This is a genomic window from Rhodoflexus sp. (assembly GCF_053489755.1).
This window is the reverse complement of the sequence record NZ_JBRCHD010000053.1, coordinates 50,920-63,087: the sequence shown is the minus strand read 5'-3', so window position 1 is coordinate 63,087 and position 12,168 is coordinate 50,920. Positions and strand designations below refer to the sequence as shown.

Annotated in this window: 8 protein-coding genes; 2 read left to right on the top strand and 6 right to left on the bottom strand. The window is 42.1% G+C overall.

Translation table 11 applies throughout. The features are described from left to right. The first annotated feature begins 115 nt into the window (after positions 1-115). Entirely contained in the window at positions 116-1,630 is a 1,515-nt protein-coding gene (locus ACWIP2_RS12015) for a RagB/SusD family nutrient uptake outer membrane protein (protein WP_448520178.1), read from the top strand. A gap of 66 nt (positions 1,631-1,696) precedes the next feature. Here ACWIP2_RS12015 and ACWIP2_RS12010 read toward each other — a convergent pair whose 3' ends face one another. Next, positions 1,697-3,793, bottom strand: coding sequence for a tetratricopeptide repeat protein (locus ACWIP2_RS12010; RefSeq protein ID WP_448520177.1), 2,097 nt, complete (start codon positions 3,791-3,793; stop codon positions 1,697-1,699). A 63-nt stretch (positions 3,794-3,856) separates the two neighbouring features. Here ACWIP2_RS12010 and ACWIP2_RS12005 point away from each other — a divergent pair, with 63 nt between their 5' ends. Continuing rightward, positions 3,857-4,837, top strand: a complete 981-nt coding sequence (locus ACWIP2_RS12005) for a hypothetical protein (protein ID WP_448520176.1) — start codon at positions 3,857-3,859, stop codon at positions 4,835-4,837. A 355-nt stretch (positions 4,838-5,192) separates the two neighbouring features. Here the strand turns inward: ACWIP2_RS12005 and ACWIP2_RS12000 are convergent, their stop codons facing one another. The 5 genes from ACWIP2_RS12000 to ACWIP2_RS11980 form a co-directional block, all read right to left on the bottom strand. Next, entirely contained in the window at positions 5,193-8,819 is a 3,627-nt protein-coding gene (locus ACWIP2_RS12000) for a type IIG restriction enzyme/methyltransferase (protein WP_448520175.1), read from the bottom strand. 59 nt (positions 8,820-8,878) lie between these two features. After that, complete coding sequence (locus ACWIP2_RS11995) at positions 8,879-9,016, bottom strand: transposase (protein ID WP_448520174.1); 138 nt, start codon at positions 9,014-9,016, stop codon at positions 8,879-8,881. Between the two features lie 513 nt (positions 9,017-9,529). Beyond that, positions 9,530-10,762 (bottom strand): FAD-dependent oxidoreductase, encoded by a 1,233-nt coding sequence (locus tag ACWIP2_RS11990; protein WP_448520173.1) that lies wholly within the window; start codon positions 10,760-10,762, stop codon positions 9,530-9,532. 77 nt (positions 10,763-10,839) lie between these two features. Further along, complete coding sequence (gene nqrE / locus ACWIP2_RS11985) at positions 10,840-11,451, bottom strand: NADH:ubiquinone reductase (Na(+)-transporting) subunit E (RefSeq protein ID WP_448520172.1); 612 nt, start codon at positions 11,449-11,451, stop codon at positions 10,840-10,842. Between the two features lie 35 nt (positions 11,452-11,486). Beyond that, positions 11,487-12,158 carry an NADH:ubiquinone reductase (Na(+)-transporting) subunit D gene (locus ACWIP2_RS11980; protein WP_448520171.1) on the bottom strand — a complete coding sequence of 224 codons (672 nt, stop codon included), beginning with the start codon at positions 12,156-12,158 and terminating at the stop codon, positions 11,487-11,489. Positions 12,159-12,168 lie beyond the last annotated feature (10 nt).

The window sequence follows — 12,168 nt, the reverse complement described above, 5'->3', positions numbered from 1 at the left end:
TTTATCACTTAAGTATCTGATAGAGTGGCTGCTGGACAAAAAATACACTTATGTGTTCAAACAAGGAACTTCAACAAAAAATTGTAATTTAAACTAAAATCGTGTTCTTATGATAATGAAGAGCAAAATAACAAAGTATTTCGTAGCCGGTGCTTTGGCGTGTTCCACGCTGGTGTATTCCGGTTGTACGAATCTGGAAGAGGATGTATTCAGCCAAATTGTTCCTGAAAACTTCTTCCGCAATGATGCACAGGCACTCTCTACTTTAGTGCCTATCTATGCACAGCTACGTTCGTATCTGTGGAATTATTACAATATTTCGCAGCACACTTCCGACGAAACAATGGTACCTCAGCGTGGTGGGGACTGGGGCGATGGCGGTGTTTGGGCACAATTGCATACGCATACATGGGATAAAACACACCCAATGTTGAACGGCGCATGGATTGATGCTTACACGGGTGTTGCACGCGCGAATGTATTTATTGACAATTTGTCTCGCTCTAATGTGAGCGATGATCTTAAAAAAGCGTTTAGTGCAGAAGCCCGATTCCTTCGTGCGTTTTTCTATTTCCAGCTAATGGATTTCTTTGGTGGTGTTCCCGTTGTGACTACTCCGACAGTTGATGCTGCAAACCCACCTGCCCGCAACAGCCGTCAGGAAGTGTTCAATTTTATTGAAACTGAATTGCGTGCTGCTGCAGCAGACTTGCCTTTAACAGCTACCGGAGCAAACTTTGGCCGCGCAACCAAAGGAGCAGCTAATGCATTACTCGCAAGAATGTACCTCAACGCACAGGTTTACACCGGTACTGCACGTTGGCAAGACTGTGTGGCTGCTTGCGATGCGGTTATTAACAGCAATGTGTACCGGCTGGCTACCAACTACTTCGATAACTTCGTAGTGAATAACCACACTTCACCGGAAGCAATCTTTGTAATCGGCAACCTCAATTTGCAAGATTTGGGCTTGACCTTCACCATGCGTAATTTCCACTACAACCAGTTGCCACAGTCTCCTTGGAATGGCTTCTGTACCATTGCTGAATTTATTGATCAGTTCAATGAGCCTGGCGATATACGTCGCAATATTTTGCAAGAGGGGCGCGCCATCAACTTCCTCACCGGACAGCCTGCTTTTGATCGCAGCGGTAATCCTTTGATATTTACCCGTGATGTTCCTTTGGTGAACGCTTCTGAAGGTGCAGGCGTTCGTGTATTGAAGTGGGAGATTGACCCGAATCAAAATGGAGGGGATGCAGGTAACGATTACTTTATCTTGCGTTATGCGGATGTACTGTTGATGAAAGCTGAGGCTTTGAACGAACTGAGCGGTCCTACCGGTGAGGCTATCAACTTAGTTAACCAAGTGCGTAATCGCTCTATCAGTCCTCCACGTCCGTTGTCTGCCGCAGGTTTCAACCGCGATACTTTCCGTGCACAAATTCTGCGTGAGCGCTCCACAGAGTTAGGTTGGGAAGCTACTCGTCGCACAGACTTGATTCGTCATCAGCGCTTTACTAACGCTTGGACGAATAAGCCTGCGAGCCAGCCAATCCGCAACTTATTCCCTATTCCACAGGCACAGATTGATGCAAATCCTCGTCTGACACAGAACCCGGGTTATTAATCGGTTAGAATTAAGTAGATAAAAATCCTGTCAGGGGCAAATCCTGACAGGATTTTTTATGCGATGCTAAGCGTATTGCCAACCAATAACGAGTACGTCGTCTGTCTGCGATTGGTTGCCTTTCCAGTTGTTGAAGGTGTGAGCAAGTTGTCGCCGTTGTTGGCTCATAGGACTTTGTTGCAATTCGATTAGTAAGTTTCTGAATCGTTGCGGCGAGAACTTTTTATTGGTCGTACTGCCAAACTGATCCTTGAATCCGTCAGTAGCCAGATAAAATCTCATATCATTGGTAAGTGGCAGTGTGTGTGCTGTAAAGTACCGTTGCTGCTCGGGTTGGTGTCCGCCGATACTGTATCTGTCGCCACGAATAATTTGCAGTTCCTTGTTTTGTAGAACGTACAGATCATTTTTTGCTCCTGCAAAATGTAGCATCTGTGCTTTTTGGTCAATGACACACAAAGCGATGTCCATGCCGTCGCGGTTATCGCTACTGTCCTGCCTAAGCATCATTCGCACTTTGCGGTGTAACTCTTCCAAAATTTGGGTAGGCGACGTAATACATTGTACGTCAATGAGTTGATTGAGAATAGTGTGTCCAATCATGCTCATTAGGGCGCCCGGTACACCATGTCCGGTGCAGTCAATAGCTGCCACAACAATTTTTTCAGCATTGTTTATCTCATCTTGTACGGTTGTAAAGTAGTAGAAGTCGCCGCTGACAATATCGCGCGGTTGATAGAAAATAAAACCATCCTTAAAATAGTTTTTTAGTTGCTCTTCGGCAGGTAACAGCGCTGTTTGAATGCGCAGGGCATAGCTGATACTCGCTGTAATAGCATTACGCTGGCTTTGGATTTCTTCATTCTGCACGTGCAGCACTTTGTTTTGCTCTTCCATCAGGGTGCTTTGTGCCAGAATTTCCTCTTTTTGCTGCTCAAGTTCAATGTTTTTGTTTGCAATTTCAGCATTCTTGTCGGTCAGTAGCTGGTTAGCTTTCTGCTGTTGGCGGTTGCTGCGGTACACAACACCGAGCAACGCAGTAGCCATCAGTACTAAAGCCAGAAAAAAGTAAGTAATTGTGTGTGCAACACGGGCTTCTTCCTCTTTGAGTTGCTTGTCTTTTTGCAATATTTCTATCTGTGCCTGCTTTTTTTGGGTATCGTAAATGGTTTGCATTTGCGACATTTGGCGAGTGCTGTTTTCATTAAAAATAGCTTCATGCAACGCCAAGTAACGTTTTTGAGCTTCAAATGCTTCTTTGTAGTTGCCTTGCAGCGCATAAACTTCTGCAAGCACTGCCTCTGCGTCTTTCTCAAAAATTTTATTCTGCAACTCGCAACTGAGCGCAATAGCTTCGGTCAGGTGCGCAAGTGCCTGTGGATAATTCTTTAGTTGCTTGTAGATCATTCCCAGTTGTATGAGATATTCAGCAACACTTGCCCGATCTTCGATGCTGCGGAATATTTTAAGGCTCTCTTCTATGTTACGGAGTGCATCATTATAGCGTTGTTCAGCCAGCCGACACTTGCCGATGATCCCCAGCGAGAATGCAACGCAGTCCTGCATATTAGGATCTAAACGGCTGATTTTCATAGATTTTTCCTGATACTCTACCGCCTTATCATATTGTCCTATCTCTTGGTACGCTTCGCCGATGTTGAGCAAGTAAACTGCAGCTGCTTCTTCTTGCTGCTGTTCGAGGGCTAATTGGAGTGCTTGTTCGTAGTAGTTAAGTGCTTTTTCGTATTGCTTTTGTCGAAAGTAAAGGATGCCAATACTGTTATAGCTTCGGGCTTGTGCAGAGCGTATATTAATCTGTTCGCTGATTTTTAGCGCCTGTAGCTTGTAGTCCAATGCCATAGCATAATCGCCGAGCCGCTCGTAGAAAGTACCGATCAGCCCTAAGGCAGTACTTTCGCCGCGCTGATAGGAGAGTTTGCGGGAAAGTTCCAGCGCTTCCTTTGCGTAGTTGTAGGAGGCAGCCGGCTCGTTGTGGGAAGTGGTAAAACTTAGCTCATTTAGTATTTGTATGCGAAATGTGTCGTTGATACTTTGAGGCAGCAGTTGCAGCAGGCTGTCTGCAATGGCTTTATTGTTTTGTGCTTGCAGTGCGGCAGCAAAGCACAATGCCAGATATAGTAAAACGACTTTATTCAAAGGCATACAAACAAAACTAATATATTTATGTATAAAAAAAGCTACTTTAGCTGATAAACCACTCAGCATATGCGGTATTACTTTTTAGCAATCAGCATGATAGCGCTTTTGCATAGCCCCCCGGTTTGGACGCAAAAAGTGAAGGAAGTAAAGGCTTTTCAGATAATGGCAGGCAGCATTGAGCGGCAGCTCCAACTGCACGAGCAGTACGATCCGAATGGTAATCTGTTATACAGATACCTGCCTGACTTGTACTGCACAATGAAATACGCTTATGATGCGCAAAACCGCATGATAAGCTCTTATCAAATGTGTGGAGAGAGTTTTTGGAACGGTCAGCTAAATTATAACTATCCCAGCCCTTATGTAACCATTGTGCGCAGCGAAGAATTGGCGGGAGGGCGATACATGAGATACGACTCGCTCAATAGACAAAACAAACTCGTAGCCAGTTGGTCGTACTGGGCAGCTGCCGACCGCGAAGGAGATTCCACGATTACTCATATTCGCCATACATACTCTCCACAGGGGCTGCTGATGCGTACACACACGCGCATCATTACCTACGGCAAACGACGCCCCCAGCAGCCTGACAGCCAAACAGATGATTTTGAAGAATTTGAATACAACAGCCGCGACAGCCTGACGACAAAATATACGTATTCGGCAGGAAATGAAATACAGAAAAGAATAGTCTTTCAGGCAACATATGACAGCTTGAGCGGGCGGATGGTTGAGTCGTTTGAACAGCCTTACGCGCAGGGTGGTACTACGCGCAGAGAGTATTTCTACGACGAACAAGGCAGACTGAGCGAGTTCAAAAACTGGTATCTCTCATCGGATGATGCTGCATGGGAGATGACCCGCGAAATCCTGTATCGCTATCCAAACGAGGAGGAGCGCATAGAAATCTGGAGATCTTACTTCCAAAACAGTTTCGATGTTGAAGAAGTCAAAAGCTACCGGAACGACTTGCTAATGCGCATTACTTTGCTGGATATACGCGGGCAGGGACAACAAATGATTGTCTATGAGTATAGCTATCATTGATTTTATACTAAAATGAATCATCTACCACGTAGATTTTTTGCATATTGACAGCATAAAATCGTTACAAGGCAATGATCATACTACCTCATCAGGCAATTCACTGGAGCTTACGCCACACCCTTCGCATGCCTCACGCGGAACTCCTTAACTCCTTTTCCTTCAAAAACCAATAACAGTCGTTAAAACCAATTACTTTTGAGTATAGCATTTACCTGCTGCTATATTTTAGGTACAAACCATTTTCATAAAAATCATCTTGGTTTAACGTATCGAAGAAATCTTAAAACGTAGATTGATCCATTTTTTAATAGTCCACCAATTCATCTGTGGCTATTTGGGGGTTCGCCAATCGCCATCAATTTTTGGTTGAATTTTCAATGATAGCGATTTCCTCGTCCGTCAAGCCGTACAACTGATAAACGAGTTGGTCAATTTGGTTTTCTAATTCGGTGGTATTGGCTGATGGGTTTTGCTTCTTGATGGATAGTATGTTTGTTACTAAACTTTCCACCGCTCTGAAAGACACAGGATTTTGTTTGGGTAATACCATATTATTGATATTTTCTATCAAAATTCTGGGAAACTGTTGTTTTTCAGCAAAGATACTGCGATATACAAAATGAATGAGTTTTGAGTTAAGTATTGCCAAAATTAACTCATTTGTATAGTATTCGCTTGTTGAGTATAAACAATAAACTGACTGGGTAGCAATTTCTTTGTTTGTTGAAAGCGTAGCATTGATACGAGTACCTAACTGACGGATAACAATTTTTTGTGCCTCATATCTTGCTAAATCCTTAAGAATATTTTTTCGCTGAATAAATTTTATTGCTCCTTTAAAACAGTAACGTTCTATATGCTCACCTGAAATAATTGGCATCGCATCTTCCGAAAGATAGCTGTCAAGAATAACATCACTTTTCTTGCCAATTTCCTCTCCACGCCAAATATGAATGTGGTTAACAAAATATTCATTATCAAATAGTTTAGCTAAAAGTGCCAACTCATCACCATTGATAAATAATAGACGAAATGAGTTAATCTTTTCATGAGTTAAGTATTGAATTTGTTTTACTTGAAATTGACCGCTTATGAATGATTTAATATTTTGAGTTTTAGTGTACTCAATAAATTGAGATTCTCTGCTTACTTCTTTTTTAAAAAAGCATACACAAGAACCAACAGATGCTTCATCAAAGATATCATCGATATGAAGCAGTTTTGTGAGTAATGTATTCCGATAAAGATATTCACGAATAGTTTTGAAACTACTTCGTGCTAAGAAAGAATCCGGAATTATTAATCCGCTTATTCCTTGATGTCTTAGTAAAACTACGGATTTCTCTATAAAAAGTGAGAATAAGTCATATTGAAATTTTGCCGTCTGATAAGCAGTTGCATAAACAGACTTTTGCGTTTCTTTAATTTCTTTACTTGATACATACGGCGGATTCGCAATCACTACATCAAATCCCACAAAATCGCCGTCATCGTTCAGCACTTCAGGAAATTCAAAACGCCACTCAAAAGCGTTTTCGTAAATTTTGTTGCTTTTAATTTCTTCAATTTCGGCTTCCAACTTTTGTATTTCTTCGGTGAGTTTTTCGGCTTTTTTCTCTCGTTCTTTTATCTCTTTTTGGCTTGCTTCAAAAACGCTCGTTTGGTTCATCAAATTGAATAGTTCGCCTTCGAGTTTGCGTTTTCGCAAAAGTTTGGGGTCATTTTTGGCTATTTCGCTTCTAAAATCCGATTTTATATCGGCAATCAGGCGTTCCATTTCCCGCTTTTGTTCTTTGCTTTGGGCGTTGCGATAGGTAGCGACGGCAATTTTATAGGTATCCATATTCCATTTGCTTCCACGTTTGAAAACGTGCGTGATGGATTGGTCTATCGGAAAACGGCTCACAAGTGAGTTTCCGCATTTGATATTGATGTCAATGTTGGGAAGGGTTTCCAATTCCCATAGCCCACGGTTTAAACCGTGGGCTATATCGGTTTTGTAATAAGCATTTTTCAATAGCTCAATCCACAAACGCAAACGGCAAATTTTCACCGAGTTAGGGTTGATGTCCACACCGAACAAGCAGTTTTCTATGATGGTTTGTTTTTCGTGGAAAAGCGTTTCTTGTATGCGTTGGCTTTCTTTGCTATTGGGGTTGTATTCAAACAGTTCGCCGTTTTCATCTGTTACAATCAGTTCATCGTTTACTACTTCTATTTCGTAGCGGTGCAGCGATTTTCCGTTTTTGTCTTCTAATATTTTCAGGTCATTTTTAACGGCAATGATTTCATTTAAAGCAGAAACCAAAAAATGCCCCGAACCGACAGCCGGGTCGCATATTTTTAGAGAATTGACAATTTCATTTGCCTTTTTTCTTGAAATCTTTTGCGGAATCAACTCATAAATATCTTCAATCGTGTTAATCTGATAATCAGGGAAATCATGGGCAAATTTTTGTATTACAGCTTTGCGAATAGTCTCACGGCACATATACATGGTGATGAAACCGGGCGTGAAAAACGAACCGTCTTTGTAGCCGTTTATTTTCTCAAAAATCAATCCGAGAACCGAGGCGTTAATGAGCGTTTTGTTTTCTTCCTGAATTGCTGAACCGCCTTCTGCGCCAAAGTCGTAAGCATCTAAAAACTCAAAAAGATATTGAAGCGTATTGATATTGCCTGTTCGTTTTCTGCCTTGCAAGTCTTTCAGCACGGTTTGGGAAAAAATCGGAATGATGTTATCGTCTTTCAGATTGCTGATAAAAATAGTAGCGTGTTCGAGTTCGGTGGGTTCAAAAAGCGAAGAATTCAGATAAGGGACTTTTTCAAATAGGTGTTTGACATCATCGTTTCGCTCTTCATACTTGCGAGCTAAGACCTGAAAAAACAAACTGTTGAGAGCGTTGTAGTTCTTGATTTTGTCAAGATTGAGAAACGCATACGATTTGTCGCCTTTGTGGTAGTTGATGAGTTGGGCTTCTAAGAGTTTCAGAAACAAAATACGGTTTATCCAAGTGATACTCAGTTCAAGGGCGACGTTGAAAAGTCGTTCATCTTTTGTGTTGCCGAATTGTTCTGGCTTTTGCAGACGGCTCAATTTATCTAAGCTATCGAGTTGAATGATAGCATCTTCAAGGATAGTTCCTGCGTGTCGTTCGGCGGTTTTGTTTCGGACGATGAGTTTTTTGCCGGCTTCTTGGGTTTCTGTCAGTCCGATGATGTGCAAGAGTTCGTTGTAAAAGCCTTTGTCGAGCGTGTTGCTGTCGTTGGCGAAGGGAAGTTTTAAAAGATGTTCGGGCGAAAGCAATTTGAACAAAGCAATCAGCGAATTATCGTCTTTAGCCCACAATTTAAATCGTGGATTATAATAGTCGTTGAAATTAAAATAAGTAAATTCAATTTCGGAAGTGATGGTATCAATAAAGGGTTCTGCTATTTCTTTATAAAAAACGTCTGTTGTTTTCTTACTTGCTTCAAAGTTCTCAAATTGTCTTACAAACGATTTATTTTGAGCAAAAAGTCTTTCAAACAAATTCTCATCAAAAATAAACCATTCGTAGATGTTGGTAGCTATTAAATGTTTGATTTCAAGGTTTTTGTGTGTAATTCTCTCTCGTAAGTAATACAAAACCAATTCCTGAAAGGCTTTTTTGTTAAGATTATCTTTTGTAATCATTTCGGCTTTGTTGGTGGGCTTTTTGACTTCAATGATTACGCCGACGGTAGAGTTGGTATCATTTCCGTTGTGAATGACAAGGTCGTTTCTGCCTTTGGTATTGATGAAGTAGTTGGGGTCGTAATAGGTTTTCTTGAAAAAGTCTGAAACTAAGTTTTTATGAAACTCTTCGGTTTCGGTGTCATTTGTTCTGTTGAGTAAAATAATGAGATTTGATTTGAAACTTTCAATTTCGGTCCTGTTAGGTTTTAGTTTTGAAAAGGCTTTGTTGAGTGCCTGTTGTGGTTTGAATTGTTTTAGTAGCATAGAGGCAATTCAGTTTTGAGATAACTAAGATAGTTTTGGTTCTTCCGACTTTTTAGCGATTATAGAAAATGGACTAAAATTCTGCTTCTGAAATGGTCAAAATTTCTAAATCTATAAGCTACTCTTTTGAGGGTCTTGATAGCATCATTAATTCCTTCTACTACGCCACTACTGATGCGATAGGTAAAGAAATTCAAAATATCATTTTTTCAAGTTTGAAAGATTTTTAAGAATTTGTCCATCGCTTTGTGTTACACTTTTTTTGCTTCCGCTATCCATTGTACAATAGGCGTTTCCGCCTTGCTTTTATCCATATCGGCCTCAAAGATATTCTGCAATTCTACTTTCACAAAGTAACATTGTTTGAGTGTTTGGCTTTGTCTAAAAGACCTGAGTAAGGTACTTCTCTAAACGAATGGTCTGGGTTTTATCGGGATGCATAAAAGAAAACTGCTCCTGAAAATAGCGCGAACAATCTTGACAATAAAACTGACGACTTTCTAAATTCAGATAAGCCTCTTTCCCCAAAATAGACATAATCACGCACACGGCGAGTAGTAACCGAAGTTACCTTTTTACATTTTTTCAAGTAAGACGGGCAAATATGCTCCGCAAACTTACTATGACAAGTGATTTTTATGCGATTATTTGTTATCTCTACAGAAGTAACATTTAATTCTGAAAAACCCAATAAGATTTCTGTTGTCTTGTTATCCATAGACCGTATTTTTTACTTGTTGAACAGCAGTTCTCATTAGGCTAAATAAGGGATCAACCGTTCGCATACCAGTAACGATCTGTGCAGCTAACTCGCCAATGGCTGGCCCGTGCTTGTAACCATGTCCGCTGCCGCCACCCATAAACCAGCAATTATCAGCATCCGGATGCCTGTCTAAAATAAAGTTACCATCGGGCGAATTCTCATATTGGCAAACCCGTGCTTCTGTAAGCGGCGCATGTAGCATGCCCGGAAAGCGATGTGCTAGAAACTGGCGCGATTTTTCTACAAGCGAGGGCGTAGGTTGGCGTTCCGTGTGCGTTGGATGGATCTCCTCGCCGCGCTTATCGTAGGCAATCTTAAATCCGCGATGTCCACTGGCAGGAATACCATAGAAAAACTCATCAGCATTGTCCCAATCAATCCAGACTGGCAGATTTTCCCACGCTGCCGCCTGCGTCTCGGGCACACCAAAATAATATACCTCTTGGCGTGTTGCTGTAATAACATTTTTCAAAGCACCTGGGAAAAGATAACCTAACCATGCTCCGCATGCCCAAACATATGCCTGTGCATGTATCAGACTGCCATCGGAAAGGCGGATACCCGACAACTGATGATTGTCTATAGCCATCGGCTGTGCCTGCGCATGTATGTAAGTCCCACCTTCTGCAACAAAGGCATCTACTACTGCCCTACAGCCTTCGCGCGCCATTAGGTAGCCAGCCTCCTGATCGAATACTACATGGTGAAGATCCTCGAAGTTAATTAAAGGATAGCGATAACGCGCCTCCGCTGCGGTCAGAAACTCATAGGAAAGGCCATGCTTGGCCATAAAAGGTAGTGTAGCATCTATAAACGGCATCTCTTCGCGATAGCAGAACCACAGCAAGCCTGTCTTGTGCAGCAACTGCCTGCCCCAACGTTCCTGATTTTCCTGCCAAAGTTGCAAGGCTCGCCTGCTCAGGTCAAAGTAGGTTTCGTTGTCGCCGTAGGTGCTGCGGATGACTCGAGTCTCATCTCCTGAACTTGCACGGGAGTTTCCCGGTCCCAGTGCGTCTATCAGTGTTACGCGGTATCCTAAGCGCAACAAGTGCAAGGCAGTCCACCCGCCAAAAGCGCCCGCACCTACTACTGCAATCTCCGAATGCGCCCTCATCTGGGGGATTGCCTTGAGTTGTAAAACAGGTCGCGCAGAAGGCGGTGCAAAAGTTCTAATCTCCATGATCGTTTTTATGTAAAAATAAATAGAAAAAGGTCGTTTCGGTGTTTCGAAACGACCTTTTTTAATGATAAAGATTATCACAACGTAATACCCATAAAGCTCAAAAATCCGAGCGACATTAAACCTACAAGAATAAAAGTGATGCCCAATCCCTTCAGAGGTTTTGGAACATTGGAGTAATATAATCTTTCGCGAATAGCTGCAAGCGCTACAATAGCGATCAACCAGCCAATGCCTGAGCTAAAGCCGTAAACAGTAGCCTCAACGAGATTGTAAGGGCGACCTTGCATAAATAGTGAACCACCCAAGATCGCACAGTTTACTGCAATCAGCGGAAGGAAAATACCCAAAGCACCATATAGCGCCGGAGCAAATTTTTCTACCGCCATCTCAGTCAACTGCACAAAGCCTGCGATAACGGCGATAAACACGATAAACGTCAGGAATGACAAATCAACTTCAGCGAAAGCAGGGCTTATCCAAGTCAGCGCCCCTTCTTGAAGGATATACTTAGTAATCAGCCAGTTGAGTGGCATAGTAGTAGTCAAAACGAAGATAACAGCCAAACCCAAACCTAAAGCAGTAGGCACTTTTTTAGATACTGCCAAATAGGAGCACATACCCAAAAAGTAGGCGAAAATCATGTTATCTATAAAGATAGAGCGAATGCCCAAGCTAATCAGTTCCATATGTATGAACAGGTTTGCAAAGTTTAAAAATATTATTAATGATCCTCTGAGTATCCATTGCGTGCGCGTTGTGCCCAGATCAGTAGCCCGATCACTACACAAGCCCCTGCCGGCAACATCATCAAACCATTACCCTGATAAGGCAATCCTGTCAGGCTATCTGCACCTAGAATTTTGATGTCAAATACAGAACCTGAACCCAATAACTCGCGAAAGAAAGCTACAATTACCAGAATGATACCATACCCAAGGCCATTACCCAACCCATCGAGGAAAGAAGGCCAAGGCTTATTGCCCAGCGCAAATGCTTCCAAACGTCCCATGATGAGACAGTTGGTAATAATCAGACCGATAAATACGGAAAGTTGCTTGGATACGTCATACATGTAAGCCTTCAGTACCTGATCTACAATAACTACCCAACTTGCAACTACGGCCAACTGTACAATGATACGTATGCGTGAGGGAATAGTATTGCGAAGCAAAGAGATGAAAAGGCTTGAAAATCCTGCTACAAAAGTAGCTGCCAACGACATTACAAGTGCAGGCTTCAACTGAACAGTTACAGCCAATGCTGAGCATACGCCCAATACCTGTACTGTAATAGGGTTGTTAGCATCTAAGGGATCTATGAGTAACTTACGGTTCTTCTTGGAAAAAAGCGGTTCAGCTTGCGTTTTTACCGGTTTTTCAGTTTGTGTGCTCATGCTTCAAAGA

Coding starts and splice junctions, on each gene's coding strand:
- ACWIP2_RS12000 (WP_448520175.1), bottom strand. CDS start 8,819: ATGCTACTAAAACAATTCAAACCACAACAGGCACTCAACAAAGCCTTT.
- ACWIP2_RS11990 (WP_448520173.1), bottom strand. CDS start 10,762: ATGGAGATTAGAACTTTTGCACCGCCTTCTGCGCGACCTGTTTTACAA.
- ACWIP2_RS12015 (WP_448520178.1), top strand. CDS start 116: ATGAAGAGCAAAATAACAAAGTATTTCGTAGCCGGTGCTTTGGCGTGT.
- ACWIP2_RS11980 (WP_448520171.1), bottom strand. CDS start 12,158: ATGAGCACACAAACTGAAAAACCGGTAAAAACGCAAGCTGAACCGCTT.
- ACWIP2_RS12005 (WP_448520176.1), top strand. CDS start 3,857: ATGCGGTATTACTTTTTAGCAATCAGCATGATAGCGCTTTTGCATAGC.
- ACWIP2_RS12010 (WP_448520177.1), bottom strand. CDS start 3,793: ATGCCTTTGAATAAAGTCGTTTTACTATATCTGGCATTGTGCTTTGCT.
- nqrE (WP_448520172.1), bottom strand. CDS start 11,451: ATGGAACTGATTAGCTTGGGCATTCGCTCTATCTTTATAGATAACATG.